We start from the raw sequence: 24,817 nt of genomic DNA on the forward strand, positions 1-24,817 counted from the left end.
GACGTTATAGACAGGCCATCATTTTCCTAATCCTATCATTTGGAACAGAGGCTAGGGGCGGAAGAGGTGCTAGGGGTTAGGAGCTAGATGCGGAGTACCCATTCTGTCCTCTTTACGGTGCGTCTTCCCACTCTGGGGATAAGCTGCGGAAATTAAACTGCTCTGCACCGGGATGGCAGCTGATGCAGCTTCCTAAACGGGTGGGCTGAGGTAATTCGACTCTGGGGTGGAGGGCTTTGAAGTAGCGGGATTCTTCGATGCGGAAGGGAATCTGCTCGCCTTCGGCTTCAGGACGCGAGTACTGCCCTAGGTAGTCCCACACGAGCAGACGAGGTGGATCGACGAGCAGCGGTAGCTGGATTCCGTAGTGTTCCGGGTCTTGCAAGATTTGTCGCCAGCTTTCAGTGGGCATGATTCCTGGTGGTACACCGATATGACAGGTGGCGCAATTCTCTAGGTAAAGATCCTGTCCCAGTTCGTAGCGTGGCGCTATGACATCAATCGTGCCTGGGTTAGTTTCTGTGGCTTGTGCCAGTCCCCAGCCTAAAACAAGGCTCCACAGCAGGAGCATCAGGAAAAGGATGATTGGCGATCGCCGCTGCTTAGTCCGGCGCGGCATGACTACTGGTTTTGGATGGGTGCGACGGAACAGCTTCAAAGAATTGAACATACCTAACTCGTTTGCAATCTAGATTTTGTCATGAATTCCATACGTAGGTATCCCCCATCCTGACCTGATTTAAAAAATTAGGATTATCCTGGGTTCTTGGGACTTATTAAAACTAAACAGTCCACCTACATACATCTACATTTCTCTACCAGACGGTCAACGTCAGTACGAATGTTGCTCGTCTAGCCTAGACAATAAACGAAGGGGATTGACCGCGATGGATTGCCGCCACGTTCAATTTTGTGTTCATGAAGGGGCTTTGCAGGGAAATTGCCCTGCTGAAATTGACCTTGATCAACTCCGAGCATTGTTTGAAGCGGCGGCTTTCTGGGCACGCGATCGCCGTTTAGAAGATTGGGAATTGGCGATCGCCAACAGCAAACCCGTTGTGACGGTCTGGGATAACGGTAGGCTAATTGGGTTTGCCCGCGCTACCTCCGATGGCATTTATCGAGCAACAATCTGGGATGTTGTCGTTCACCCTGACTATCAGGGCGCAGGATTGGGGCGTAAGCTGGTTGAAACGGTTCTGATGCACCCTCATGTGAATCGGGTTGAGCGAGTATACCTGATGACCACGCATCAACAGAAATTTTACGAGCGTATCGGCTTCGAGGAAAATACGACCACCACAATGGTGCTGTACAACCAACCCGTTTCTCAAGACGGTTTGCCCCTCACTGCTGAAGTATCTCAGTAACACCGCTTTAGGAAAAATGGACTTACAAATCAAGAGTGACATTTCGTCGGGGTGTTGCTCTTATTTGTAGCTCCATTTTCTGAGTTGGCATAAGCTAAAACCATAGCTCTAGCCGGAGGTCGCTGCAATGATGTTCACTGCGACACAAATTTCATTTGAAGACTATTTAGCGTATGACGATGGTACGGATAGCCGCTACAAGTTGGTGGACTCTCTAAACAGCTATTTGCTTGGGTTGTTTCTTCTAGATTGAGCCGCTTTTAGTGAAGAGGAATCTGTTAGAGGACGAGTAACTCGCAGAATGATCAGACTGAGAATGAAGAACCAGATGAAGACGAAGATGTACGCGCTGAACAACGCATTTCGGACTCGCTGCTCAATCTGTTGAACGTAGTTTGCTCGAAAGTCAACCCTCAGTCCGCCGACGACTTGTCCGGCAGAGTTTTGAATTGGACCAGAGATTGAGAGCCAGCTTCCAAATTGATCAGTGTAAGTGGATTGGGTAATGGTTGGTTCGATTAACCCGGCTGCTAGCCAATATTGGGAAGCAGAGTCAACGGTGTAGGGCTGACGAAATCGAGTTGCGCTGATGGGCTGGCTGGCGGCGTTATTGGTAATATCTCGAAGAGAGTCGCCCACCCAAATAATCTCATCAGGATTTGCAGTCGGGGCATAGGTGCGTGGAAATGCGGTGGGAAGGGCTGTGTTTACTTTCACAAGCCAGTCCTGATGGTTCTGGTAAAACACTTCATTGGTTGGGCTGGGGGGGGAGTAGGCGATCGCCTCAAACTCATCTCCGTCAATTCCCACCAGTCCTACATTTAACGCATCCTGCAATTGTCGCTCGACCCATCGCCTAGCCCAACCCGAAGCTGAGTTATAGAGCCAGAAACAGGCTCCCGTCACCAGCACCATATTCACCAGAATTGTAGTTAAAACCACAATCCATTTGGCTTTTTGTCTTGCCTTGAGCGCCAGTGCTTCCGCTTCACCGCTGCTGTTGATGTACTGAGTTTGCAGGGCGGTCGGTTTGGGGTTTTTGTTCAACCCTTGCATGAGCCACTGTTCTGCTTCTTGCAGGTCATGACCGCGCAACAGATAGCTGCTGTTTTGGGCTTTATTTTGCCACTCAAGCGCACGCATCAAAAGACGGGTATGGGCACGAAGATGATCCAGATCCGTATCCATTGCCTGGATCAGTTCTTGCAAGGACTGGTTAAAGTCGTCCGTTTCGCGGAAGAAGATCCAGTTGTGACTGGCGATCGCCGGATGCAGCAGCTGTGGGTCAAACCCTTCCCGCCAGACAATCGGCAAAAACCGCTTGTTGCACTCTGCTGCATAAGTCACCTCATCCCGACAGACAGCCGAAGCAACAGAGTCTGGACTGACCACAAAGATGAACGTGTTGGCTGATTCAATTCCCCTCTGGATCGCTTTCCACCATTCTTCGCCTTTGTAAATGTCTTCCCAATCAACCCAGGGGTTGCGGTTGAGTCTTCTGAGCGTGGCATCTAGTTTTTCGACAAATGCTTTATCTCGACGTGAGTAGGAGATAAACGCGTCATTTTGAGGTTTGACCTGATGCAAACTGGCTTGCGTGGCAGTGGAAGGTGTACTGGTGGACATCGTTGCACCCGGATGAGGGTTTTTAGCAGCAAGAACTTAATCCTTTATGCTTCATCTTGCAGACTACAGCACCCCCCGTTCTGGCGATAGATGTAAACGGTTTTGCGAAAGTTTGTAAATCTCTTCTTAAGGAAAGCACCGGGAATTTCCTCAAAGGGACAATTTGCCCTGCCTTGTTTTTATCCAATTTACTAATTGATTGAAGTTGAGACAGGCGATCGCTTTACAAATGACCTGCTAACCAGGTTTCTAAGTCTGCTAGAGTGCTGAAATCTAACAACGCTTCCCCTAACGTCTCAAGCTGCTCCAGTGTAAGAGACTGAATTTGTGTCACCACTGTTGGGGGAAGGGTGCCCATGCGACGAGTGAGTTGTTTTAGGATTAGCGATCGCCCCTCTTCTTGTCTGCCTTCTTGTCTGCCTATCCGCTCACCTTCTTTCAAAATCTCCTGATACCAGGGTGATTCTTGCAGCACTGCCATATCCCACCTCATGATTTGCCTGACGATACAGCATTCAACTGCATCATTTTCTCCGCTGATCCATTGAAACTCGGAACCTAGAATTTCCTCAGCAACGACATCGGGTTGCTGTGTCACCCATTGCACCCAGGCGGTTGGAGCTAACCCAATCAGCCGCTTACCGCCGATGTCTGCTTTTTTTGCCACAGTTGCTCCGCAGGATGGTGATGCAAATAAAAGGGAGGAAGGATGCTCTGATCGAACGGATTATGAAACGGATTCTTCTGTAGAGGCAGCGGAGGGGTGGAAGTATTCATAAATCTGTTGAGCCATGCGATCGCCAATTCCTGGCACCTCGGCAATTTGTTTGGGACTGGCTTCGCGCAGGTAGTCGATTGAGCGGAAGTGGGCAAGCAACTGTTTTTGGCGATAGTGTCCCAGTCCGGGAATTTCGTCGAGACGGGAGCGTCTCATGCGATCGCTCCTTTGCTGACGGTGGAAGCTAACTGCAAATCGGTGTGCTTCATCTCGCAGACGGCGCAAAAGCTGCACTCCGGGCTGTTCTGCATCGGTGAGTAGTGGCTTCGATTCTCCGGGTAGGAAGATTTCTTCGCGCTGTTTGGCTAGACTGACGACCTTTACGTCTTCCATCAGGTTCATTTCGCGCAGCACTTCTACGACAGCCGAAAGCTGTCCTTTGCCACCGTCGATCATCACCAAGTCGGGGAAGTCAGGATTGCCAACTCGCTTTAGATTTGGGTCTTGGGCATAGCGGCGGAATCGTCGCCCGATGACTTCTGCCATACTGGCGAAGTCGTCAGAGTGTCCTGCTGTCACCGTGGGATCTTTGATTTTGTAGTGACGGTAGTGCTGCTTGGCGGGTAAGCCATCCACAAACACGACCTGAGAAGCAACCGCATCGGAACCCTGGATGTGAGAAATGTCGTAGCCCTCAATGCGGTGGGGCATGTCGGGCATGTCTAACAATCCTGCCAGGTCGAGCATGGCTTGATTGTTGCGGTCAGCAAAACGTTGGGTTCGGGCTAGCTCATATCCGGCGTTGCGCTCAACCATTTCGATCAGTTCTGCTTTGCTTTGGCGGTGGGGAACGATGATTGTTACCTTACGCCCGCGTTTCTCGGAAAGCACGTCTGCCAGAATTTCTGCGTCGGGCAGTTCGTGCTGTACCAAAATCTCTGAGGGAATTTCTACCGGATCAACGGTTTGGAAGTGTTCCTCTAGTGCCCGTTGCAGGATGGCTCCGGGTGTACCTGACTGAGCATCTGCCACAAAGCCCAACCGCCCCACTAGACGACCTGCCCGAATTTGGAAAAGCTGAATGCAGGCGTGCTGATCGTCTGCGACGAGGGCGATCGCATCTCTCGATACGGTATCGTCTGACAGCGACACTTTTTGATCTGCCCCCAATGATTGCAGTCCGCGAATCTGGTCGCGCAGTCGTGCCGCATATTCAAAGTTCAAGTCTTCGGCGGCTTTTTCCATTTGCGCCGACAGGATGTCTTCTAATTCCTGCGTTCGCCCCTGGAAGATCATCGCCACTTTTTGCATGATCTTGTGGTAGTCTTCGGGCGAAACCAGCTTTTGACACACGCCCGGACAACGCCCCATGTCGTAGTTCAAACAGGGACGGTCTTTGAACAACGGCTGAGGTCGCTGTCGCAGTGGAAAGATGCGTTTCACTAGATGCAGCGTTCGCCGCAGTGAGCCGACATCGACATACGGGCCATAGTAGCGATCTTGCCCTTTGCCTTTTTGTCGTCTGCGGGTGATGAAGATGCGCGGATATTCTTCTGACCAGGTGATGCAGAGATAGGGATACTTTTTGTCGTCTTTCAGCAACACGTTGAAGTGAGGCTGGTGCTGCTTCACCAGATTCGCTTCTAGCGCCAGAGCTTCGGCTTCGGTGTCGGTGACGATGAATTCAATCTCGGCAATCTGCATCACCATTAGGGCAATGCGCGGATTGTGGTCGTGATTGTCGCGAAAGTAAGAGCGAACTCGCGATCGCAGCTTCTTTGACTTGCCGATATATAAGATGTTGTCGTTTGCGTCGCGCATGAAATAGACCCCCGGCTCTGGAGGAATTTCCTTGAGGCGCGTCTCCAGACGTTCGGGGTCTTTGACTAGAGTAAGAGGCTTGGGAGAAGTAGTCACAAGCGATCGCCAACAGCAAGTTCAACTCACTTCTTAGGATAGTGCAAATGCACTGTGGATAGGCAGTGCTGGTTGCCGAACTTTACTCCCAAGCCTAACTGTTTATCTAACCAATTCCGAAAATCGGGCTGCTAATCTGCAAGTTTCGCTTAAACGTGCTGCGTCCTGTTCTCACGCTAATCGTGATCTCTACCCCACCGGGTGTATAGCCGAGCAGCCTATTGTCCTTAACGTCTAATCCAAAGATATTGCGCCTGCCAATTGCTCCGACTCGGCTAGCTCTGCCGCCTGGAGTGATGGAAAACAAGTCGTCAGTTGTGGAAGTTCGAGCATTGGAGGTGGCAAAGAAACGGTTGCGGCGCGCGTCATAGGCAATATCACCGCTGCTGTTAAAGCGAGAGATGCGAGACACGAGGGTAGCTCTGCCCGTGTTCGTGTTGATGCGGTAAAAGCCATTGCCTCCAGCACCGTAGAGTCTGCCCTGAGCATCAAACTCTAGAGCATTCATGTTGTTGGTTCCCAGGCTGCCTATGCGAGTTGCTGCACCAGATCGTCTGTTGATCCGAAATAAACTGCCAAAGTTTACGCCAAAAACGGCACCTCCCTTGGACTCGGCAATATCTGTGAGAACGGGGCCGGTTTTGAGTGGTCTAAACACGCCGCGATTGTTGAGAACGCCAACTTGCCCACTGCCGGTAGAAACGAATGTCATCCTTGCCCCCATTTGAGAAAAGTTAATTGCGCTACAGTTTGGCTTTCCTCTAGAGAGTTCGCCAAATTTTAATATTGCAAGTTCACACAAACTTCATGTCAAAGGGCTGTTCTTGAACTTTGGGTGAATTTCCCAATTAACCGACAAAATTTACCATTTTTGGGCAATCGCTCCCTCATCTCCCGATCAAATTTCCGTAGTTCAGCACCTTGACGAGAGACTCACATCCCCGATATGCTCTCACGTTAAGGTTGTCACTTTTATACACAGACAACTGATTACACCCAAGGATCTAGCGCTACTCAAAGCTGTTTGCGGCAGCCTTGAGCAGCTAACCCCCAAACTGTGCATACCAGTCTGGCGGCTAACGGTGAATTTTAACACTCCCTTAGCCACCCCGACTTGTCATGTCAAAAAAGCGTTGCTGACCCTTCAGGACATGAAAGTGAAAGATTTAAACTCACTTTTGGTTCTCTCACTCACTATTGCAACGCGTGAATAAATGCGGGGTGGCTAGGTTTTTGGGTTTTCTTGAAAACCCTAAGGAGTCACAACTCATGTCTCAATCTTTTTTGGAATCTCTCCACTCATTACCTGTGGAGGAGAACCTTTCTACTGCGTCACTTCCAGAACGCGAACGACTGCAAGTGTTGGTGATCGGCTCTCGTGATGGTGTGATTGAAACGATTCACAACTTACATCGTCGTGGCTTCGCCGAAGTCGGCGCATGGAGTCCACTTTTACCTGCACCTGACCTGGGTGAAGTGATGAGTATCTTGACCCGCTATCGTAAGCGAGAAGGATAAGCAGAGAAGAGGGCGATCGCTTTTGAAGGGAAGGGCGATCGCCCCCAGTGAATGAGGTGATAGTGCAATGGACAAGGTAGCTCAATATCGGGAGTACGTTCAGACCTTACTGAGCCAGTATGCCAAAGATGACGCTCCAGATAATGAAGTTGAAGTGCAACTGATCTTTGACACTCAGCGGGATCATTATCAGTGGATGAATGTAGGTTGGCAACAGTTCGACCGAATTTATCGTTGCATCGTCCATTTTGATATTAAGGACGGAAAAATTTGGCTTCAGCAAAACTTGACGGATTTGAATCCTGCTGAGGAGCTGGTTGAAATGGGTGTTCCTAGAGAAGATATTGTGCTGGGCTTACAACCGCCTTACAAACGGCAGTACACAGAGTATGGTGCTGCTTGAGATCATCACGGCACTACTTTGCCCACTTCATGTACAAAATTTGTGGAGGCGATCGCTTTTGAAGGGAAGGGCGATCGCCCCGACACTTCTCACTTAAGCCGTCAAAGAACCACCATTAGATGAATTAGTTGCCTCTGTGCGAATCCGTCCTTTTCTAATTTTGCGAACTCGCTCACTCTTGCGAATGCCGCCTGCCAATTCATATTCGCGGCTATCGTTGCCGTAGGTGTAGGCAACGGCAATCATCAGTTTCTCACCTAGTTCGCCTAGCTTCTTCTCCAGTTCTGCCATCTCAGTTTGTGAAGCATCAATCACGGCTAGAGCAGTATTGTAAGCTTCCATTCTCAGACGCAGTTGGTCAATGGTTCGGGTGAACTCACTCAGCGTGACTGAATTGCCAAAACTCAGTTGAGGATCGATCGCTCTCAAGCCAGCAGCACGAAGCTCAGCTTTCTCAAGACCGCGAGATGCACGACGCATACGAGGCATACAATTTTGACTCCTATTAAACAGTTATAGAAATAGATTGCCCGCAAATTTAGGAACGATACGTGTGCAATTCACCGAACTTTCACACTAATTTTGTCGCTGCTTAAATAAAGTTAGGTGGATTTTCTGAGGGCGATTTGTGGGGCGATCGCCCTCTCAACAAAATCCTAGTCGGTCTACCTAGAAGTCAACTAAAACTATAGCGACATGCTTGCAGAAGTTTCTGTCTTGATGTCAAAAGTTTCTGTAACCATGTCAGAAGTTTTTGTCTTGATGTCGGTAAGTTCTGTCTTGATGTCAGAAGTTTCTGTAACCATGTCAGAAGTTTCTGTCTTGATGTCAGCAACTTTTGTGGTGATGACATCAACTAAGGAGCTTCATGCCTTGTTCTGCTTGTGCCTATGTATTAGAGAAGCAAGATTTGAGGGATGCGGGTTGTTTTGGGAGGGGTGGGGGCGATTGCTGATAACGCATTAGCATCAGAAGCGCGTAAAAAATGTTGAATGAACAATCTAGGCAAAGTCTCTAAACAGAAGTTAATATGTGAAGAATCTCGCTAGTTAGGCATTGTTAGGATATTAGGTTGAGAAGACCATTCTAGTAATATTTTTAGCCCGTCACTTGAAAGCTTCTCGCTCAAAGAGGGAGCAGTTATTTCATAATAATTGCTTTATAACAAGGTTTGATGTTGTCAATATTTGGATTGCTAACAACTATCTTTTTGCAATGTTATACTTTCCTACCAACTCTTTACCTCACTAATTTCTACTATGAATGAATTCCAATCTTCAGAAGATGCAAGAATCGTTCCTAATCGTGCGATAACTTCATTATCTACTGACGGGATAAGAGCTGCTTTCTATTATCTGAATGTAAAGCCTGATACTGAACTCCGTCTACTTCCAGATGGAAAGATACTAACAGTAGAAGATATTAAAAATCTTAATGAACAAATCATAGATAAATTAACCATTCATGACATTACTGCAAATATTACGTCAATCAACTTCATTCTTTCAGGGAGGAAGGTAAAGGATTACTCTGCTTGGAATGAATTTGAAAGAGCAAACTGGGATGCAGTTAATGAAACTGTTCGATCTATTAGTGTGACTTGGGAGATCTTGATTAAGCTTCCAACATCTGAGCTTCCTCAAAAGCATTCACTCAAATTAAGGATTGGAACTGCAATTCCACCCAAGGATATGTTTCAGCTATTCTTCTCAAGTGATGATGTCTTAGAATTGCTTGAGGCAGGAGCAGCCGGTGTTTGTAAGGTTGATTTTGTCAATCATATAATCGCCATCGAGCTTTTGAATATTGTTAGTAACTGGTACGAGGGTTTGAAAGATGCTCCTAAAACTGACGAAATTCAGAGAGTTCTCAAGAAACAGGAAAGGTTGTTACTAGAGCTTATTCGTAACTTTATACCTATCTTATTTCTTATACTGACTTATTCTTACTCACCATATTTATTGCCTTTCTTCGGGATAGGTAATAATGTGTCACTTGACAATCTGCAAAAAGTTTTTATCCTCATGATGGCTGCTTTTTCAACTGGTACAGTTGTTGGAAGAAGTTTGGCAAGATTACTAGGTGCAGCAGTTGATAGATATGAGGAGTATCCAAAGTTTTCAATGACACGAGGCGACAAAAATACATTAGAAAAAACTAGAGCAAGTAATACAAGAATTACTCAGCAAATAGTTAGTCGCTCTCTTTGGACAGTATTTGCCGTAATTATATCTTTCCTTTTCCGATTCTTGATAGACTACACGCTGCACTTGAAAATTTAGTAGACTAGCCACTTTGTACGATCGCTGTCTCATAGACTACATTGCCAACAAGCAAACGCACCATCTTGTTTGGCGTACTAAGCCCTCTCTTCTTTGAAAATGTTTAATGCCTAATCACCCGCACCCCGCGAGATGTCTTTAGTCAGGATCAATTGTTGGCTACTTTAAGAGGAGAATCGAGATGTCTAATATTCGTACACGAGACGTACTCCAATCTGTGCTACTCCAGACGTTGAAAAGGTTTAGGGATGGGCTCCAGATTCGTATTGTCTATGAAGAAATCGAGTGTAACTTCACATTTCCGCAAGAATGGTTGCGCGAAATTCCAAGTGGGACAGGCTATGACGAACTAGAGAAACGTGGCGTAAACTGGCGAGACATTCCTCAAGAACAACTCGTTCAAATGGTGCGTACAGAGCCTCAATGGCAAAATGAGATTAGATGGGCTCGGAATGACCTTCGGAAGTCCGGTTACTTGGATATATCGGCTCCACGCGGTGTTTGGAAATTAACTGAACAAGGTCATCATGCTGCAGGGACAACGTTACAAAATTTGACTTCAGCAGAGAAACAAGTTGCTACTCCAAAGCCGCAACTAAAGATCGCAGAAACACCTTCACAGAAACATCTCGTTTTGGAACCAGGACTTTCGTCGCGGGAAGCTTTGGAAAGAAAACTTGCTCTACTCACATCATCTATGCCACTAGATGATCTCGACCTGCTAGTTGATATTGCGCGCTCTATTCGTCTCCGGAGTATTGGTGAGTGAACTTAGTCGTTAATGCAGTTGCCATCTTTCAGTGCGATCGCCATCTTGTAGGGTGCGTTGCTGACTAGCAAACGCACCATTTTGTTGATCGTACTAGCCTGTCCCTGCTTTGAAAATGTTTAATACCCAACTATTGAAGACAGCGATCGCAAGTTCTCTCAATACAGAGGTGTTAGGTTTTGCAGGCTGCAAGCCAAGATGAGGACAATAAGGCTGTAAGTGGCGATCGGATGTGAGTAGAGCAATCGCTATGTTAAGCATTCTCACATCTTATCTGTAGCGAGATCGTAGACTGTAACAGAATTTGTGAGAGCATAACTTCTGTGTAATCACCCTCTCGCTCTCATGCCAGCAAATGATTCTGAACTTCAAGTTCAAGCTCGGAAGATTTTGGATGCGATCGCCTTCACTTCCTTTGAACCCTCTTACAACGTCCAAATTCCAACTGAAAGGTGAAGTTAATGCAAGCCAAACTTCAAGAGCACCTTTCTCCTGCTGATGCCGAAGTTATTTTAGGACGTTTACCTGATCGAATTCATGCCGCTCTTATTGCTCATGCTTCTGAAATCGAGTACCCCATCGAAGCAGTGATCGAGATGGCGATCGCAAGTTTTCTCGATACAGAGGCGTTAGGTTTTGCAGATTGTAAGCCAGGACGTGGGCAATAAAACTGTTAAGTGGCGATCGTAATTTGAGGGGTGCGATCGTCATTTTGTAAGAAGCATTAGTGACAGGCGATCACACCGCTACATGCAGCAGATTGAAAGATCCTGAACAGATGACGTGACAAGAATGGTAAAAACAGAGCGTGAGGTTTAGCTACACTAGACTCAAATTGATCACTCCTGGAACCAATTTCCCTAGTAGTTGTCTTATGCAAATCACTCTAAATCTCGACGAAGGACTCGTCAATGAAGCCCTCGAACTTACTAGCCTTACCACTCAAGAAGAACTGATCAAACTTGCTCTGCAAGAGCTTGTGCGATCGCGCCGCAAGAGAAATCTTCTCGACCTATCAGGACAAATTCAGTTCAGTTCAGACTTTGACCACAAAGCTCTGCGCGAAACTCGTCATGTTGCTGATTGATACATCTGTTTGGATTAGTGTTTTTCGCGATCGCAGCGGTCAAATCCGTCAGCAGCTTGAGACTCTAATTGCTAATCACGACATTTTACTGACCCGCTTCACTCAGCTTGAATTACTGCAAGGGAGCTTAAACGAGCAAGAATGGACTCTTCTTGCTAATTATCTTGAAGCCCAAAGCTACGTTGAACTCACGCCCTATTCTTGGCGAGCGGCTGCCCGCATTTACTACGAGCTACGGCGACAAGGACTTACCGTTCGTAGCCCAATTGATTGCTGTATTGCTCAAGCAGCTTTAGAAAACAATTTACTTTTGATTCACAACGATCGTGATTTTGAAACTATTGCTCAAGTGCGATCGCTTCAGCACCTCCGCTTTCAACCTTGAGTGCGATCGCAAGTTTTCTCGATACACAGGCATTAGGTTTTGCAGATTGCAATCCAGGACGTGAGTAATAAAACTGTTGAGTGGCGATCGCAGTGTGAGTGGGGCGATTCGCTTAGTGAGTTCGCTTCAGAGACTCACACTCCCATGAGGTTGAGTCCTATCGCGATCAGACTGACTAATCCGAGTAAACCAAGCGATCGCCGAAAATAATTAACTCCCTCAAACAGTTCTTGCCATGCCCAGGTGAACAGAGTGCCGAACGCGATTAGAGCAAACGCGGTTTGGATTTTGCCACTGGGCAGCACAAATTGAAGGAAAGCTGCTGCTGAACCAAGCAGAATAGGCAGATTGGGCATCTGAGCAATTACAATGTTGCCTTCGCTGTCTCGAAAGGTGCGATCAAATAGTGAGGCTCCCTTCGCTTCAGTTTTCTCTAAGTCACGGTTCAATTGAGAGGTCATCTGCTCTATCCAAAAATACAACTGAAAGTTATGTTAAAGCTGTCTCGAATAGCAGCACCTATATCGGACGTTAGATTAACCAGACTCTTACAGCGTAGAAGCGGACTGAGTCTAAGCTCTGTCTATTGCGCGAACGACCTTCACCTTAAGAGAGATAAAGTTTCAAGTTTTAGTTGTTTAGCTAGAAGGTGATCTGTTTATCACCCCGATGGATAACTCCGATGGAACGTTCAACAGTTGCCCCAGAGCATGATCATCACGAGAGAGAACGGATTCGGCGGCGAGATTTGCTCAACAGCCTGCTGATTGGCGTTGCACTTGGTGCAATCCTTCTAGGTGCGCCTCTTGGCTGGTTTGCCCACCGCCTATACGTTCAGCAGCGCATGGCACAAGTGCTGCTCTGTCGCCAGCAAAACTTTGGTTTATCAGAAAGTCAACTACAGGCTCAGTGCGGTAGTCCTCTCTAAACTATCTTGTATGAGAGTTGAGAGGCATGGCTATTGTCTAGTTTTACGGTTCGTACTGCTAAATCTGAAGACCGACTGTTTCTCGTTACGTTAATGGCAGCACTTCAAGATGCTGAACGTGAGTTATCTCCCAACAGGACACCAGGTTCTGAGATGGGTGATGCTCATCTGGCGTATCTCGAAGAAACCGTTGAACAGCAAAATGGTCAGATTTATGTAGCAGAGTCTCAAGAGGGCATCGTCGGCTTTGTCGTCTGCTTCGTTGAAAAACTCGATGAAGGCGACCTCCATATTGTTGAACAAGAGCGGGAGTACGGTTATATTTCCGACCTATATGTTGTCCCTACGATGCGAAAGCACGGGGCAGGGGCTGAATTGATGCGAGCAGCTGAACGGCACTTTTTTGACTTGCATTTGAAAATTGTCAGAGTGGGTCTATTATGCAGCAACGAATCTGCAGCTAAGTTCTATCAAAAGTCTGGATATCAGCCCTATGAGGTTTTGTACGAAAAGCACCTCAACGAAGTGTAGAGTAACGCGGCGATCGCAGATTTATTCGCTGACTCAGAACGGGGTGTAGAGGAGTCAGGGACACCAAATTGCATTTCTCTAAATAGAATGCGTCAGTTGTTTGAGTAAGCTGGAAACCAATAGAATCAGCACAGAAGCCGTTTCTCAAGCCTTCCTATGAATGAGGTGTTGCCAGGGCGATTAGTCACGCTGCTGAGTGATTTTGGTTTGCAGGACGTTTATGTGGGAGTGATGAAAGGGGCGATCGCCCAAGTTAACCCAAGCCTAACCATCGTTGACCTGACTCACCAAATTACACCCCAAAATATTGCAGCGGGAAGATTTCATTTGCTGAACGCATATCCGTACTTTCCTAAAGAAACAGTGCATGTAGCGGTCGTCGATCCGGGTGTGGGAAGTGAGAGAAGGGCGATCGCTATTCAGCTTCAAGACGGATTCTTGGTAGGTCCAGACAATGGTTTGTTTAGCGGCATTCTCGACCAGCATTTGGCGATCGCCGCCGTTGAGCTAACGAATTCTAATTACTGGCGCACCTCTGAGCCAAGCGCAACATTTCACGGACGTGACATCTTTGCCTCGGTGGGGGCACATCTTGCCTCAGGTGTTCCTTTAGAGAAACTGGGAACTGCAATTGATCTAGCTTCCCTCAAGCAATTCCCTTTAGTGAGCTGTATAAGAACCGAAGGGGCGATCGCAGGCACAATTCAGCACATTGACCACTTTGGCAATCTGATTACCAACATTCCTGGACGTGAAGTTGTTCATAAGAGTTGGTCAGTGGCGATCGCAGAATTGACGATTCCAGGGAAACAAACCTATGCAGATAGTTCTCCTGGCAGTTTGTTAGCTTTGATTGGCAGTCACGGTTGGGTCGAAATTGCTGTCAGTGGCGGCAGCGCTGATGCTCAACTACATTTGACCGTTGGGAGCTCTGTGCAGCTTGTGTTCTACGATTGAGCAACTTTTAAGTAAAATTCTGTCCCTCCTACTTGGTTAAAATACAGGCAGAGCCTAAAACCAGAATTCGCTACAACAAATGCACTGCGAAGAGGGAACACAATGACCACTATCCAGAATGCTGATTCAGAAGTTTATCAGGGGCAGTTTGGCGAATTTACGATCACAGAGAGCGATCGCCAGGGCGTAATCATCTATCGGGCAGGGCTAATGGCAGCAGCTCTCAGCTTTGCATTGGGAACTCTTCTGGTGCTGAAATTTGCTGACTACACCTTTGTTCCTGTCGCTTTGAACGTTCTCTATATCTGCTTTTCTATAGGGTTAGCGGTGAGTCTGCTAACGATTCATATCTACCTCGCACCGTTGCACCGAGCATTGCAGGCTTTTTGGCTGGCTGGCACTGTGGCAGCGATCGCCATTGCCCTCACTCACAGCGAACCCCTTGCTCTGGCGGTCTACCACCAACCCACCACGATCTTGGGCATCGGTTTTATCTTTGCGGCTCTGACGGGTATCTTCTTCAAAGAAGCATTTTGCTTTAACCGTCTTGAAACCAAGCTGCTGACCCCTCTGGTTCCTTTGTTGCTGCTAGGGCACCTGTTTGGAATTTTGTCAGTTCCTTTAGAGCAAGTTCTGCTGGGGCTTTGGGCTGCTTTATTTGTCGTGTTTGCGCTACGCAAAGTAGTTCAACCCATTCCGCCTGACATTGGTGACAAGAGCGTTTTCGTTTATTTAAAGCAGCAGGCAGCAGTTGAGTGAATCTTTAATTTTCTGAGACTCAGTCACATTTAAGGAGCGTCAGTTGGGGGAACGTGCATTCTGGCTAGCCTGGTCACGCATTGAAGGAGTGGGGCCAACTCTCCTGATGCGCCTCCATCACCATTTCGATAGTCTGGCAGAAGCCTGGGAAGCCAGCCCCAAACAACTAGAGCAGGTGGAAGGGTTTGGCCCTCACACTGCGACAGTTGTGGCAAGCAGGCGATCACGCTTTCATCCTGATGAGATTTTGCAAGAGCATGAAAAGGTAAATCCTTACTTTTGGACACCTGCTGATGCCGATTATCCGAGACTGCTGCTAGAAATTCCCGATCCGCCACCCGTGCTTTACTATCGCGGTAACGTCGTTCCAGAAGAGAACCAGGGGAAGGTGCCAGCGATCGCCATCGTTGGCACCCGTGACCCTTCAGACTACGGCAGACGTTGGACTCGTAAACTCAGCGATTCTCTGGCACAGGCAGGGTTCATCGTCGTATCCGGCTTGGCTGACGGTGTGGATACCGAAGCTCACCAGAGCTGCCTCAACGCAGGCGGACGTACCATCGCTGTTTTGGGTACAGGCGTCGATGTCGTTTATCCGTGGTCAAACCGCAATCTAGCCAAACGAATTCCCGAACAGGGGCTCCTCGTTAGCGAATATCCCGCTGGCACCCAGCCCGATCGAGCCAATTTCCCACGCCGCAATCGCATCATTGCCGGGCTCAGCCGCGCCATTCTGGTGCTAGAAGCGCCCCATCGATCGGGAGCGTTGATCACCGCTCGACTGGCAACTGACTATAACCGCGATGTCTACGCCCTGCCCGGATCATTGGATAACCCTCGTTCCAAAGGTTGCCTGGAATTGCTAAATACAGGCGCTCACGTCATCTTGGGTGAAAGTCATCTGCTAGAAATGCTGGGTGCAATGCCACGGCTGCACGTCATGCCCTCCCCTCCTTCCCAACTCTCGCTTCTGGACGAACAGTTGACCGACCTGGAACCTGAGATTAAACAAGTCCTGGAGGCAGTTCCACCAGAACCCACGTCTTTTGATGTAATTGCTCAGGAATCTGGGCTACCCACCGGTTCAGTTCTCAGTGCCCTGGTGCAACTGGAACTCATGGGCTTTGTCTCTCAACTACCCGGAATGCGCTACCAGAGAGGCTAAACACTATTAATTCATCATTAATTGTTTACCCAGCTTGCTCAGGAGATCTCCTGCGTGAATGGTGGTGCGGTGAAGCCGCACCACCATTCACGCTTCAAAAAATGATTCATGCAGGAAGTCTAGTTTTCATTTCCCTTTGAAGAATGATCATGCTTGGTCCAACAACGGGACTGCGGGCAAGCTGTGTACCCTGAGAATCAGTAATTTCTAATTTGCTGAAGTCAAGCTCTTGTGCTCGTTTCAGCATTTCGTCAGCCAGTTTGTTTTGGCGATCGCCACTCAGCTCATACCAGCCCATACTGACCTTGACGATTAGCCGACTCTCGCGGAAGTTTGCCTGAATGGATTGAATAAACCCATTGGCGTAGCGATTTGTGACTTCTGCCACCTGGTCTTGAATTGCCGCAATCAAGCTTTGTTCGGGAGTCAGTTCTAAAGGAGGTGGAGCTGGAGGCGGTGAGACGACAGGGGAAGGAGAAGGAGTGGGTTTTGGAGTAGGTGGAACAACGATAGGTGTCGGAGCCGGAGCAACCTGTTTTGGCGGGCTGGGTTGAGGAGAGGGAGTCGGTTTAAGCTGGGGAGAAGGCGTGGGTTTAAGCTGGGGAGAAGGCGTGGGTTTAACTACGGGAGACGATTGTACGGGAGGTGCTTGAGCTATTTCCTCAGCCTGATTGGGTAGCAGGGCAGACGTTGTCCACACCAGCAGCACCAAAACTCCACCAGCAATACTGGTAAGAACAGCGTCCGATAGTCTGTCACTGATCGAATCGGGGAGGCGATCGCGCGCCCAATCAAGCACCGCTACCCATTTTGCCCACAAGCTGCCTTGAGAAGCAGGCAGTGGTGTATTGGCTCTGCTAGTTAGCGGAGTGGCTGAAGGAGCAGGTGTGGGAGGGGCGATTGCCTCTGTCGGTTTACCTAAAGTAGATTGTTCATCCAAGGACAAGCTCTCGTCCATGCCCCAGATATCGTCATCGTCATCTTCAGGAGATTTAACTTCCGGTGGCGTTGAAGCAATTTCGTCTGGCTTAGCGGTCGGCTCAGCTGCTGGCATGGTTGGTGCAGCTGGAAATTCTAGGGTTTCAACCGGAGCTGCTTTGATCTCAGATGCAGATTGTTTTGTAGGGGGTGACAATTTTGCCTGAGTCGGTGCAGGTGTTTTCTCCAGCTCTTCTACAATTCCTTCGAGCACCTGGATCGTAGTTCGCAAAGCTCGAAGACTTTGAGTTTTGAGCACAGGCTGGATTTGCTGCCAAAAATTTTGCTGGTTTGGCTTTGGACGCTTTGGCTGATCCGGTGTCATAACTCCTCCCTGGTGGGCAGCAATGCTTAAGGGCGACGACGAATGCAGCAACTCAGCGTAGCAAAAAGCAGTCGGACGCGATAGGTCTTATCGTTGCCCCCTCACGTCAATCTATCACTATGGCAGCCCTCTTAAACTTGAGTGGCAGTGTGAGTAAGGTAGGATTGGTGTCGCAACAGGTTTAGCTTTGGGAATATGAGTCTTAAACGTCGTCAGTTCTTGGTGTTAGGTGGAGCCGTTGGCGGATGTAGTCTAGCTCTGTTGATCCATCGCATAATTGCCAGTAGCACTGAGCAGCAGCCCGTCACCTCCCAAACCTCCCAAGTTCAAACTCCTAGCCCTGTGAGTGAGGCAGCTCCAACCCCAGTATCTCAAAACGTACCAGGCAGCGAAGGATTGTTTAATCCGCCTAGAGGCGATGCCCGTATTGTTGTGATCAGTGACCTTAACAGTCAGTATGGCTCTACCGACTACGACCCCGAAGTAGACAAAGCCATTTCGCTGATGCCCTTTTGGGCACCCAACTTGGTTTTATGTGGTGGTGACATGATTGCAGGTCAGGATGCGTCTTTGCCCCGTGCCCAGGTTGAGGCAATGTGGTCAGCATTTGATCAGCATGTCGCTGCGCCACTGCGAAATGCAAACATTCCCTACGGTTTCACTTTGGGTAATCACGATGCATCGGGGGCGATCGCCAGCGACGGGACGCTACTTTACCAACAGGACCGGGATATCGCTGCTGCTTATTGGAACAATCCTAGCCATGATCCGGGGGTTGAATTTGTCGATCGAGCGGGTTTCCCTTTCTATTACACCTTTCAACAAAATGGTGTTTTCTTCTTAACTTGGGACGCATCATCGGCAACTATCCCGGCAGAACAGCTGGCTTGGGCTGAGCAAGCGTTAGAATCAGAGGCGGCAAAAGCTGCCAAACTGCGGATTGCGATAGGGCATTTGCCACTGTATGGAATTTCGGTTGGGCGAGATGAGCCAGGGGAATATCTGAGCGGAGCAGAAGAGCTACGCGCCCTAATGGAGCGTCACAACGTTCACACTTACGTTAGTGGACACAATCATGCCTACTATCCGGGGCATCGGGGTCAGCTTGAGTTACTGTATTCCGGTCTTTTGGGTTCTGGTGCCCGTCGCTTGCTCAACGGCAACTTAGCGCCACAAAAGACATTAACGGTGGTTGATGTCGGTTTAGACTCACAGGAAACGATCTACACTACCTATGACATAAGAACGATGGAACTGGTGGATATGCAGCAGCTTCCCCGCTTGATTGCTAGCCCTACTGGGCAGGTGCTACGACGGGATGTAAATGAGGCGAACTTGACCGCAGAGGAGCGATCGCTGCAATACACTCCTAGCTCTTAAGGGTTGTTGTAAAGTTGAGGCACTTTAATACAGCCAGGGAATCAGCTTCTTTACGGTTTGACGATAGGTTGCATAGTCTGGATATTTTTGCATCAGCCAGTTTTCTTCACGGGCTGCTTTTGCATCAAAAAATAGAACAAACATTAGCGCGCCAACCAGATGAGGCAGACTGAACTGAAAAACTGTCCAGCCCAAAGCTGCCAAAATCAGTCCACTGTAAAGCGGGTGACGCACGATCGCATATACGCCTGTCTGAACTAACTGTCCGTCCTCTCTAGGATAAGGGAGCGGGGTAAGGCTATTGCCCAGGTCTAGAATGCCTTTGATGAAGAAGGCGATCGCCCCCACTCCTAAAATCCCCGCAATTGCCCAACTGAAGTAAAGCCATGCAGGAGATAGAGCTAGCTCAAGGGGGCGGTAGACGGGCAGCAGCACAAAACCTGTTATCAACAACGCTTGCGCCACAACCCAATATTCACCCCGCTGACTATTGCGCCATCCAGCGCGGCTAAATCCCCAGTCCGACCAAAGCTTCATGTCTTAAAGACCAAATCCTACACTTAACTTTATCGGTAGGAGCGGGTGATTTGGTCGAGTTCGGCAATTTCGTTTTCGTCGAGACTCCAGCCCAGCGCACCCGCATTTTGTCGCGCCTGTTCTGCGTTTTTTGCTCCTGCGATCGGAATCACATTACCTTGGGCGATCAGCCAGTTAAGTGCAACCTGAGCAGGGGTGCGATCGCGCTTTTCCCCAATTCGCTTCAGTAAGTTGATCAAAGGCGCAATTTTTTCTAACTCATCACGGCTGAAGCGAGGATCAATCCGACGTGCCCCTGTCGGTGTGGTGTGGTTTTCTGGTGTGTACTTGCCGGTCAGCAATCCCTGAGCTAAAGGACTGTATGCCAGAATCGTTACTCCCAACTCACGCGCCGCATCCATCACGCCGTTTGTCTCGATTTGCCGACCCAGGAGCGAGTAGGGCATTTGGTTGACCGCCAAAGGAACGCCCTGTGCTGCCAGCAGTTGATGTGCTTCTCGCATTTGGCTAGCTGAGTAGTTACTGACACCGATCGCCCCGATTCGACCGCGTTTGACCTCTGCTGCTAGAGCTTCCATGAGCGTCTTTTTGCTCATGAAAAAGTCAAACGGCATGTGTACCTGATAGAGCGGAATGCTACTAACCTGCAAGCGCTTGAGGCTTTCGGTTAAAGTATTGGCGATCGCATCTCCACTAAACCGCCAGGGCAACGGCATGTATTTAGTAGCAATCTGTACAGGCTGTGATGCCTGCTGCATAAATTGTCCCAGCAGTTTTTCGGATTCACCGAAGCCGTAGATTTCAGCGGTGTCAAAGAAATTCACTCCAGCATCCAAGGCTGCTTTAAATGCTTCTTGAAGCTGAGCTGCATCGTAATCTCTGCCATAGCTCCAAAACAGCTTATCGCCCCAAGCCCAGGTCCCAATACATAGGGCGGCTACTGTTGGGCCATTGGCACCAAGCGTAATGGTTTGTGCGGTTTGTGTACTCAAAGTATCCTCCATTTAATTAGAGTTAGATATCTATGAGTGTAACTTTACAAAACTTTATCTTGCCTCTACCTTGAGAACCGCTTTTTAACGCAAGTCCCGTCCGAGGGGAAGTAGAGCAATAACCAGCAGTTTAAAGTGTTGTTTGGCGAGAGATTAACCAGATAATGTTTCCTAACAAACTCATGGATGGTTTTGTTCCTTGCGAAAGTTAACTTTGATCGTTCGCCTCTTAACAAGGATGTGAACATTCTCTATCGTAAGGAGTAGAGAAACGCTTCCATAGGATGCTCCTCTAGCAAAGATTGATAACTTTAGAACTGAAGTTTTATAAATATGGCGACAGGTAATTTTTCAGATGAGCAGCTTGCTCAACCCACAGCAAATAGGGCAGTTCCTCAAATCGGGCTGTTTACGATGTTCCGCCTGGGATTATTCCAAATGGGATTGGGGCTGCTGTCATTATTGACGCTGGGTGTACTAAACCAGGTTTTGATTTCGGAGTTAAGAATTCCAGGAACGATCGCGGCGGGGGCGATCGCCATGTATCAGTTCGTTGCCCCTGCGCGAATTTGGTTTGGGTACATGTCGGACTCCAGACCCATTTGGGGACACCACCGCACTGGTTATATCTGGCTTGGGCTGGCGCTTCAGGCGGTTTGCTTGTATCTAGCAGTACAGGTGGTTTGGCAATTGGGAGCCAGTACCGTTGCGGGTTGGACGGCCCAAAGTACGGGTTGGGCAGCATTGCTGGCGTTTATGTTTGCGTTATACGGGCTGTGTATTAGCTCCAGTTCAACTCCATTTACAGCGCTGCTGGTCGATGTATCGGAGGAAGAAAACCGCTCAAAGCTAGTTGGCATTGTCTGGGCAATGCTAATCGTGGGTATTGTAGCGGGGGCGATCGCAGGCGAAAAAATGCTTGAAGGCATCACTCCAGAGACGTTGCAGCCTTCAATTAATCGCCTCTTTACTATTTTCCCGATCGCCGTTGTGGGATTAGGAGTGCTGGCAACCTTTGGGATTGAGAAAAAATATTCCCACTATCAATCGCGCTCCACGATTGCCGAACGGGAAGATCGAATTACCCTTGGCGCAGCCCTTAAAGTTCTCACGGCTTCCCGACAAACGGCAATTTTCTTCACCTTTCTGATGGTAATGACAGTCAGCCTATTTTTACAGCAGCCCGTACTGGAACCTTACGCTCGTGAAGTGTTTGGCATGACGCTTGGTGAAAGTGCTGGGCTCAACCAGTTTTGGGGCTATGGCATTCTTGCTGGGATGGCGATTTCAGGTTTTGTCATCGTGCCGCGTCTGGGCAAGCAAAGAACTGCCCAATTAGGCTGTCTTTTAACCGCAGGCTGTTTTGTGCTGGTAATTCTGTCAGGCTTAACTGAGACGCAAGTCATGCTCAAAAGTGCGGTGATGCTGTTTGGGCTGGCCTCTGGCATTTTGACAAACGGTGCGGTGAGCCTGATGTTAGACCTGACCGCAGCAGAAACTGCCGGGACATTTGTGGGTGCCTGGGGACTGTCCCAAGCTCTATCTCAAGCAACTGCAACGGTTGCGGGAGGAGCTTTGCTCGACTTGGGACGAAATTGGTTTCAGAGTCCGCTCCCTGCCTTTAGTTTAGTTTTTGCCTGTCAAGCAATTGGAATGCTTGTTGCAGTTTGGCTACTGAGCCGCGTGGATGTGCAAGAGTTTCGTACAAAGGCATCGAAGGCGATCGCCGCTGTCTTACAAACTGACTTGGATTGAGGATGAAAGGTAAAAAGCTGCGCTCCTCAGGAGCGCAGCTTTAAATTCAGACTGAATCAGGCTGAGTCTCTGGGACTACTGAAGCGGACGGCTAGGCTCGTCAGCGCGGTACTGTTGCACCATGGTGCTTGCCATTTCGTAGTGGTCTGCGACCGATGGCAGCAATTGGGTTGCATACTGTCTCAGAGATTCTTCCTGTCCTTGCTGAATTTGGGTTTGGAACAGGGCGACCGTTCTTAGGTGAGCGTTAGTTTGTGCACCCATGTAAGCCCGATCAAATTCTGAGCCAGAAAGCTGTGCTAGTTGCTCAGCGATCGCCTGGTTCAATGGACCAGGGTCAGCAGGCAAATTTGTTCCATACTGGGAAGCAATTTGCTGTAGCTGCTGATTTGCCAGAGTGTGTTCCTGGATCATCCGCTGAGCAAATTGTCTCACTTCTTCGTTTTCAGAACGGTCTAGCGCCAACTGCGAAGTTTGGATCTCAGCATTGTTGCCTTGAGCAGCCATAATCATGAACTGCTGATCTAAGCTGCTGACAGGAGCCGCAGATAGAGTAGTTGGAGTTTGGCTGGCAGGTGTAGTTGCGGGAGAAGCCTGTACGGCTCCGGGAGTTGTGGAACCGTTGTAAGGGGCTTCATTAAAAACACCGGGATTAGGATTTAACTCACCTGTTGCCCCGGTAGCGTTGTTGTTGTAAGGCGCTTCGTTAAGGATGCTAGGTCTGGGATTGACTTGTGCCAGTCCAGGAAGACCAATCAGGGAAGTTAGTGTGGCAGCGCCAACAACGCCAGTCGCTTTTTTGATTAAACCTTTGCAATTCAGTCGATTCATGGTGAGGAAACCTTGATGTTAAAATTCCAGCTCAAGATAAGCTTCTTAGCCAGACCTGAAGATACTCTGTCAGGCAAGAAGTTGAGGGTAATAAAAGTAATCTGAGAGCTTTACACCAAGCTGGAGGCTCTTGAGGGCTTTAAATCAGAAATGCTACCGCATCCGATGCAGCTAACAGATCAATCTGAAGCTGCTTTCCCTGGGTGGGTAAAGCTCCCAGTTGTCTACCCGAGTCTTATCCTTCTACTGATATGCAGCGTAATTGCTGCAATTTCTCTGAACCTCTGTCGAAAGGGCAAGTTGCTTGCTATACCAGGGGAACAGTCATACCTCAAGACATGCCAGGACAAGCGCCACAAACGGGAGCAGGGGCGACTCGCTGCAAGATTTGTTTTAATACCAGGGCTGTCCAATCGATGTCTTCAAGAGTAGTCGGTCGTCCAAGCGTGAGGCGAATGCCGCTCTTAGCGGTGCGATCGCCATATCCCATTGCTACCAAAATTGGGCTGGGGACGAGCTTGCCGCTATGACAGGCTGATCCGGCGCTGATGCCAATTCCAGCCAGGTTCATTTGCCGCACCAGCGTTTTACCGCTGAGCTTTTCGCCATCGGCATTGAGTAAACAAAAACTGACATGATGGGGCAGGCGATGCAGGCGATCGCCCGTAGGCATTAGTTCCGGTACGTCTGCCAATTGGTCAAATAAGCGATCGCGCAGTTGAATTAGTCTAGGCGTTTCGGTTGCCATCTCTTCAGCCGCGAGTTCAGCCGCGATGCCGAATCCGGCAATCACTGGGACTGCCTGCGTCCCAGAGCGCAGCTTAAATTCTTGCCCACCGCCATTCAGCAACGGCATGAGTTCAACGCCCGGACGCACGTACAGTGCCCCTGCTCCTTGCGGCCCATAGATCTTGTGGCTCGACAGAGAAAGCAAATCCACAGGTAGTCGCTGTACATCAATTGGCAATCGTCCTGCTACCTGCACTGCATCCACGTGAAACAGCGCTCCGTGGGCCTGAGCGATTCGTCCTAGCGGTTCAATTGGCTGAAGGGTTCCGACTTCGCTCTGTCCATAAATGACTGAAACCAGAACTGTGTTCGTCTGTAGTGCTGCCTGCAAATCTTGAGGATTGACTCGTCCCTGAGCATTCACGGGTAGGCGCGTCACCTGCCAACCCCATTGCTCTAACAGCCGTGCGGGTTCTGAAATTGCAGAATGCTCCACGCTGGAAATAATCAAATGTTGCGGCACTGAATACTGCTGTGCAATACCCATAATTGCCAAGTTATCTGCTTCGGTGCCCCCAGCCGTAAAGATAATAGAATCCGGTGCTGCATTGATTAAATCCGCTACTTGGACTCTAGCCCGCTCTACTACAGTCGCGGCCCGTTGTCCCCACTCATGTAGGCTAGAAGGATTACCCCACTGCTGTGTGAGGATTTGCTGCATTTGGGCGATCGCCTCTGGGCGAGTGGGTGTAGTGGCACTATAGTCCAGGTAAATTTGCATAGGTCATTGCTCAGCGGCTCCTTCTCTCAGCATATAGCGCCTCAGCTGGCATTGCTGAATGGAGATGTGTTTAATTTTGAACACGAACAGAAGG

Annotated in this window: 28 protein-coding genes; 15 read left to right on the forward strand and 13 right to left on the reverse strand. The window is 48.8% G+C overall.

From position 1 onward, the window contains the following. Positions 1 to 112: 112 nt before the first annotated feature. Positions 113 to 670, reverse strand: a complete 558-nt coding sequence (locus H6G00_RS09505; RefSeq protein WP_242042200.1) for a diheme cytochrome c — start codon at positions 668 to 670, stop codon at positions 113 to 115. Positions 671 to 887: 217 nt separating this feature from the next. Here H6G00_RS09505 and H6G00_RS09510 point away from each other — a divergent pair, with 217 nt between their 5' ends. Continuing rightward, positions 888 to 1,370 carry a GNAT family N-acetyltransferase gene (locus H6G00_RS09510; protein WP_190641692.1) on the forward strand — a complete coding sequence of 161 codons (483 nt, stop codon included), beginning with the start codon at positions 888 to 890 and terminating at the stop codon, positions 1,368 to 1,370. A gap of 222 nt (positions 1,371 to 1,592) precedes the next feature. Here H6G00_RS09510 and H6G00_RS09515 read toward each other — a convergent pair whose 3' ends face one another. The 4 genes from H6G00_RS09515 to H6G00_RS09530 all read right to left on the reverse strand — a co-directional run bounded on the left by H6G00_RS09515 (position 1,593) and on the right by H6G00_RS09530 (position 6,343). Next, the gene (locus tag H6G00_RS09515; protein WP_190796543.1) at positions 1,593 to 2,996 is read right to left on the reverse strand and encodes a toll/interleukin-1 receptor domain-containing protein; all 1,404 of its coding nucleotides are present in this window, start codon (positions 2,994 to 2,996) and stop codon (positions 1,593 to 1,595) included. Positions 2,997 to 3,219: 223 nt separating this feature from the next. After that, positions 3,220 to 3,663: a DUF4351 domain-containing protein gene (locus H6G00_RS09520; protein WP_190796544.1), complete on the reverse strand. Its 444-nt coding sequence runs from the start codon at positions 3,661 to 3,663 to the stop codon at positions 3,220 to 3,222. Positions 3,664 to 3,723: 60 nt separating this feature from the next. Then, the gene (gene uvrC, locus H6G00_RS09525) at positions 3,724 to 5,631 is read right to left on the reverse strand and encodes an excinuclease ABC subunit UvrC (protein ID WP_190796545.1); all 1,908 of its coding nucleotides are present in this window, start codon (positions 5,629 to 5,631) and stop codon (positions 3,724 to 3,726) included. Between the two features lie 106 nt (positions 5,632 to 5,737). Beyond that, positions 5,738 to 6,343: a hypothetical protein gene (locus H6G00_RS09530; protein WP_190796546.1), complete on the reverse strand. Its 606-nt coding sequence runs from the start codon at positions 6,341 to 6,343 to the stop codon at positions 5,738 to 5,740. A 557-nt stretch (positions 6,344 to 6,900) separates the two neighbouring features. On the opposite strand from H6G00_RS09530, the gene H6G00_RS09535 reads away from it, so the two are divergent. Further along, positions 6,901 to 7,149 carry a hypothetical protein gene (locus tag H6G00_RS09535; RefSeq protein WP_190796547.1) on the forward strand — a complete coding sequence of 83 codons (249 nt, stop codon included), beginning with the start codon at positions 6,901 to 6,903 and terminating at the stop codon, positions 7,147 to 7,149. A 67-nt stretch (positions 7,150 to 7,216) separates the two neighbouring features. After that, positions 7,217 to 7,552 (forward strand): XisI protein, encoded by a 336-nt coding sequence (locus H6G00_RS09540; protein ID WP_190796548.1) that lies wholly within the window; start codon positions 7,217 to 7,219, stop codon positions 7,550 to 7,552. A gap of 93 nt (positions 7,553 to 7,645) precedes the next feature. Here H6G00_RS09540 and H6G00_RS09545 read toward each other — a convergent pair whose 3' ends face one another. Next, on the reverse strand, positions 7,646 to 8,041 hold the full coding sequence (locus H6G00_RS09545) for a hypothetical protein (RefSeq protein ID WP_190796549.1): 396 nt from the start codon (positions 8,039 to 8,041) through the stop codon (positions 7,646 to 7,648). A gap of 770 nt (positions 8,042 to 8,811) precedes the next feature. Between H6G00_RS09545 and H6G00_RS09550 the strand changes: the two genes are divergently transcribed. Both H6G00_RS09550 and H6G00_RS09555 read left to right on the forward strand, forming a co-directional pair. Beyond that, positions 8,812 to 9,834 carry a hypothetical protein gene (locus H6G00_RS09550; protein WP_190796550.1) on the forward strand — a complete coding sequence of 341 codons (1,023 nt, stop codon included), beginning with the start codon at positions 8,812 to 8,814 and terminating at the stop codon, positions 9,832 to 9,834. Positions 9,835 to 10,015: 181 nt separating this feature from the next. Continuing rightward, on the forward strand, positions 10,016 to 10,603 hold the full coding sequence (locus H6G00_RS09555; protein ID WP_190796551.1) for a winged helix-turn-helix domain-containing protein: 588 nt from the start codon (positions 10,016 to 10,018) through the stop codon (positions 10,601 to 10,603). 93 nt (positions 10,604 to 10,696) lie between these two features. Here H6G00_RS09555 and H6G00_RS09560 read toward each other — a convergent pair whose 3' ends face one another. Next, the gene (locus H6G00_RS09560) at positions 10,697 to 10,864 is read right to left on the reverse strand and encodes a hypothetical protein (protein WP_190796552.1); all 168 of its coding nucleotides are present in this window, start codon (positions 10,862 to 10,864) and stop codon (positions 10,697 to 10,699) included. Between the two features lie 200 nt (positions 10,865 to 11,064). Between H6G00_RS09560 and H6G00_RS09570 the strand changes: the two genes are divergently transcribed. The 3 genes from H6G00_RS09570 (at position 11,065) to H6G00_RS09580 (ending at position 12,075) form a co-directional block, all read left to right on the forward strand. Beyond that, positions 11,065 to 11,271, forward strand: coding sequence for a hypothetical protein (locus tag H6G00_RS09570; protein WP_190796553.1), 207 nt, complete (start codon positions 11,065 to 11,067; stop codon positions 11,269 to 11,271). A gap of 206 nt (positions 11,272 to 11,477) precedes the next feature. Beyond that, positions 11,478 to 11,690: a type II toxin-antitoxin system VapB family antitoxin gene (locus tag H6G00_RS09575; protein WP_190680068.1), complete on the forward strand. Its 213-nt coding sequence runs from the start codon at positions 11,478 to 11,480 to the stop codon at positions 11,688 to 11,690. After that, positions 11,677 to 12,075, forward strand: a complete 399-nt coding sequence (locus tag H6G00_RS09580) for a PIN domain nuclease (protein ID WP_190796554.1) — start codon at positions 11,677 to 11,679, stop codon at positions 12,073 to 12,075. Before H6G00_RS09575 ends, H6G00_RS09580 begins: the two co-directional genes overlap by 14 nt. 134 nt (positions 12,076 to 12,209) lie before the next feature. Here the strand turns inward: H6G00_RS09580 and H6G00_RS09585 are convergent, their stop codons facing one another. Continuing rightward, positions 12,210 to 12,536, reverse strand: coding sequence for a hypothetical protein (locus H6G00_RS09585; protein WP_190641679.1), 327 nt, complete (start codon positions 12,534 to 12,536; stop codon positions 12,210 to 12,212). A gap of 221 nt (positions 12,537 to 12,757) precedes the next feature. On the opposite strand from H6G00_RS09585, the gene H6G00_RS09590 reads away from it, so the two are divergent. The 5 genes from H6G00_RS09590 to dprA all read left to right on the forward strand — a co-directional run bounded on the left by H6G00_RS09590 (position 12,758) and on the right by dprA (position 16,415). Then, positions 12,758 to 13,003 carry a hypothetical protein gene (locus tag H6G00_RS09590; RefSeq protein ID WP_190641678.1) on the forward strand — a complete coding sequence of 82 codons (246 nt, stop codon included), beginning with the start codon at positions 12,758 to 12,760 and terminating at the stop codon, positions 13,001 to 13,003. 33 nt (positions 13,004 to 13,036) lie between these two features. Beyond that, on the forward strand, positions 13,037 to 13,534 hold the full coding sequence (locus H6G00_RS09595) for a GNAT family N-acetyltransferase (RefSeq protein ID WP_199318400.1): 498 nt from the start codon (positions 13,037 to 13,039) through the stop codon (positions 13,532 to 13,534). A 156-nt stretch (positions 13,535 to 13,690) separates the two neighbouring features. Continuing rightward, on the forward strand, positions 13,691 to 14,491 hold the full coding sequence (locus H6G00_RS09600) for an SAM-dependent chlorinase/fluorinase (RefSeq protein WP_190796555.1): 801 nt from the start codon (positions 13,691 to 13,693) through the stop codon (positions 14,489 to 14,491). Positions 14,492 to 14,593: 102 nt separating this feature from the next. Beyond that, a complete protein-coding gene (locus tag H6G00_RS09605) occupies positions 14,594 to 15,250 on the forward strand; it encodes a DUF2301 domain-containing membrane protein (RefSeq protein WP_190680065.1) in 657 nt (218 codons plus the stop codon). Between the two features lie 43 nt (positions 15,251 to 15,293). After that, on the forward strand, positions 15,294 to 16,415 hold the full coding sequence (gene dprA, locus H6G00_RS09610; RefSeq protein WP_242042201.1) for a DNA-processing protein DprA: 1,122 nt from the start codon (positions 15,294 to 15,296) through the stop codon (positions 16,413 to 16,415). Positions 16,416 to 16,521: 106 nt separating this feature from the next. Here the strand turns inward: dprA and H6G00_RS09615 are convergent, their stop codons facing one another. Continuing rightward, positions 16,522 to 17,718, reverse strand: a complete 1,197-nt coding sequence (locus tag H6G00_RS09615) for a hypothetical protein (protein WP_190796556.1) — start codon at positions 17,716 to 17,718, stop codon at positions 16,522 to 16,524. Between the two features lie 195 nt (positions 17,719 to 17,913). On the opposite strand from H6G00_RS09615, the gene H6G00_RS09620 reads away from it, so the two are divergent. Further along, positions 17,914 to 19,098 carry a metallophosphoesterase gene (locus H6G00_RS09620; RefSeq protein ID WP_190796557.1) on the forward strand — a complete coding sequence of 395 codons (1,185 nt, stop codon included), beginning with the start codon at positions 17,914 to 17,916 and terminating at the stop codon, positions 19,096 to 19,098. A gap of 24 nt (positions 19,099 to 19,122) precedes the next feature. Here the strand turns inward: H6G00_RS09620 and H6G00_RS09625 are convergent, their stop codons facing one another. Together H6G00_RS09625 and H6G00_RS09630 are read right to left on the reverse strand one after the other, a co-directional pair. After that, positions 19,123 to 19,635 carry an isoprenylcysteine carboxylmethyltransferase family protein gene (locus tag H6G00_RS09625; protein WP_190796558.1) on the reverse strand — a complete coding sequence of 171 codons (513 nt, stop codon included), beginning with the start codon at positions 19,633 to 19,635 and terminating at the stop codon, positions 19,123 to 19,125. Positions 19,636 to 19,664: 29 nt separating this feature from the next. Further along, positions 19,665 to 20,627 (reverse strand): aldo/keto reductase, encoded by a 963-nt coding sequence (locus H6G00_RS09630; protein ID WP_242042202.1) that lies wholly within the window; start codon positions 20,625 to 20,627, stop codon positions 19,665 to 19,667. A 333-nt stretch (positions 20,628 to 20,960) separates the two neighbouring features. On the opposite strand from H6G00_RS09630, the gene H6G00_RS09635 reads away from it, so the two are divergent. Then, positions 20,961 to 22,382 carry a BCD family MFS transporter gene (locus H6G00_RS09635; protein ID WP_190796560.1) on the forward strand — a complete coding sequence of 474 codons (1,422 nt, stop codon included), beginning with the start codon at positions 20,961 to 20,963 and terminating at the stop codon, positions 22,380 to 22,382. Positions 22,383 to 22,457: 75 nt separating this feature from the next. On the opposite strand, the gene H6G00_RS09640 is transcribed toward H6G00_RS09635, so the two are convergent. Then, positions 22,458 to 23,213, reverse strand: a complete 756-nt coding sequence (locus H6G00_RS09640) for a DUF4142 domain-containing protein (RefSeq protein ID WP_190796561.1) — start codon at positions 23,211 to 23,213, stop codon at positions 22,458 to 22,460. 331 nt (positions 23,214 to 23,544) lie between these two features. Continuing rightward, positions 23,545 to 24,723 carry a cysteine desulfurase family protein gene (locus H6G00_RS09645; RefSeq protein WP_190796562.1) on the reverse strand — a complete coding sequence of 393 codons (1,179 nt, stop codon included), beginning with the start codon at positions 24,721 to 24,723 and terminating at the stop codon, positions 23,545 to 23,547. Positions 24,724 to 24,817 lie beyond the last annotated feature (94 nt).

The sequence above is a fragment of the Leptolyngbya sp. FACHB-541 genome (assembly GCF_014695875.1).
Taxonomy (GTDB): domain Bacteria; phylum Cyanobacteriota; class Cyanobacteriia; order Elainellales; family Elainellaceae; genus JAAUTN01.

Excerpts from the sequence above, each read along its gene's own strand:
- H6G00_RS09505 (WP_242042200.1), bottom strand. The coding sequence starts at position 670 with ATGTTCAATTCTTTGAAGCTGTTCCGTCGCACCCATCCAAAACCAGTA.
- H6G00_RS09510 (WP_190641692.1), top strand. The coding sequence starts at position 888 with ATGGATTGCCGCCACGTTCAATTTTGTGTTCATGAAGGGGCTTTGCAG.
- H6G00_RS09515 (WP_190796543.1), bottom strand. The coding sequence starts at position 2,996 with ATGTCCACCAGTACACCTTCCACTGCCACGCAAGCCAGTTTGCATCAG.
- H6G00_RS09530 (WP_190796546.1), bottom strand. The coding sequence starts at position 6,343 with ATGACATTCGTTTCTACCGGCAGTGGGCAAGTTGGCGTTCTCAACAAT.
- H6G00_RS09535 (WP_190796547.1), top strand. The coding sequence starts at position 6,901 with ATGTCTCAATCTTTTTTGGAATCTCTCCACTCATTACCTGTGGAGGAG.
- H6G00_RS09540 (WP_190796548.1), top strand. The coding sequence starts at position 7,217 with ATGGACAAGGTAGCTCAATATCGGGAGTACGTTCAGACCTTACTGAGC.
- H6G00_RS09545 (WP_190796549.1), bottom strand. The coding sequence starts at position 8,041 with ATGCCTCGTATGCGTCGTGCATCTCGCGGTCTTGAGAAAGCTGAGCTT.
- H6G00_RS09550 (WP_190796550.1), top strand. The coding sequence starts at position 8,812 with ATGAATGAATTCCAATCTTCAGAAGATGCAAGAATCGTTCCTAATCGT.
- H6G00_RS09555 (WP_190796551.1), top strand. The coding sequence starts at position 10,016 with ATGTCTAATATTCGTACACGAGACGTACTCCAATCTGTGCTACTCCAG.
- H6G00_RS09560 (WP_190796552.1), bottom strand. The coding sequence starts at position 10,864 with ATGCTTAACATAGCGATTGCTCTACTCACATCCGATCGCCACTTACAG.
- H6G00_RS09570 (WP_190796553.1), top strand. The coding sequence starts at position 11,065 with ATGCAAGCCAAACTTCAAGAGCACCTTTCTCCTGCTGATGCCGAAGTT.
- H6G00_RS09575 (WP_190680068.1), top strand. The coding sequence starts at position 11,478 with ATGCAAATCACTCTAAATCTCGACGAAGGACTCGTCAATGAAGCCCTC.
- H6G00_RS09580 (WP_190796554.1), top strand. The coding sequence starts at position 11,677 with ATGTTGCTGATTGATACATCTGTTTGGATTAGTGTTTTTCGCGATCGC.
- H6G00_RS09585 (WP_190641679.1), bottom strand. The coding sequence starts at position 12,536 with ATGACCTCTCAATTGAACCGTGACTTAGAGAAAACTGAAGCGAAGGGA.
- H6G00_RS09590 (WP_190641678.1), top strand. The coding sequence starts at position 12,758 with ATGGAACGTTCAACAGTTGCCCCAGAGCATGATCATCACGAGAGAGAA.
- H6G00_RS09600 (WP_190796555.1), top strand. The coding sequence starts at position 13,691 with ATGAATGAGGTGTTGCCAGGGCGATTAGTCACGCTGCTGAGTGATTTT.
- H6G00_RS09605 (WP_190680065.1), top strand. The coding sequence starts at position 14,594 with ATGACCACTATCCAGAATGCTGATTCAGAAGTTTATCAGGGGCAGTTT.
- H6G00_RS09615 (WP_190796556.1), bottom strand. The coding sequence starts at position 17,718 with ATGACACCGGATCAGCCAAAGCGTCCAAAGCCAAACCAGCAAAATTTT.
- H6G00_RS09620 (WP_190796557.1), top strand. The coding sequence starts at position 17,914 with ATGAGTCTTAAACGTCGTCAGTTCTTGGTGTTAGGTGGAGCCGTTGGC.
- H6G00_RS09625 (WP_190796558.1), bottom strand. The coding sequence starts at position 19,635 with ATGAAGCTTTGGTCGGACTGGGGATTTAGCCGCGCTGGATGGCGCAAT.
- H6G00_RS09635 (WP_190796560.1), top strand. The coding sequence starts at position 20,961 with ATGGCGACAGGTAATTTTTCAGATGAGCAGCTTGCTCAACCCACAGCA.
- H6G00_RS09640 (WP_190796561.1), bottom strand. The coding sequence starts at position 23,213 with ATGAATCGACTGAATTGCAAAGGTTTAATCAAAAAAGCGACTGGCGTT.
- H6G00_RS09645 (WP_190796562.1), bottom strand. The coding sequence starts at position 24,723 with ATGCAAATTTACCTGGACTATAGTGCCACTACACCCACTCGCCCAGAG.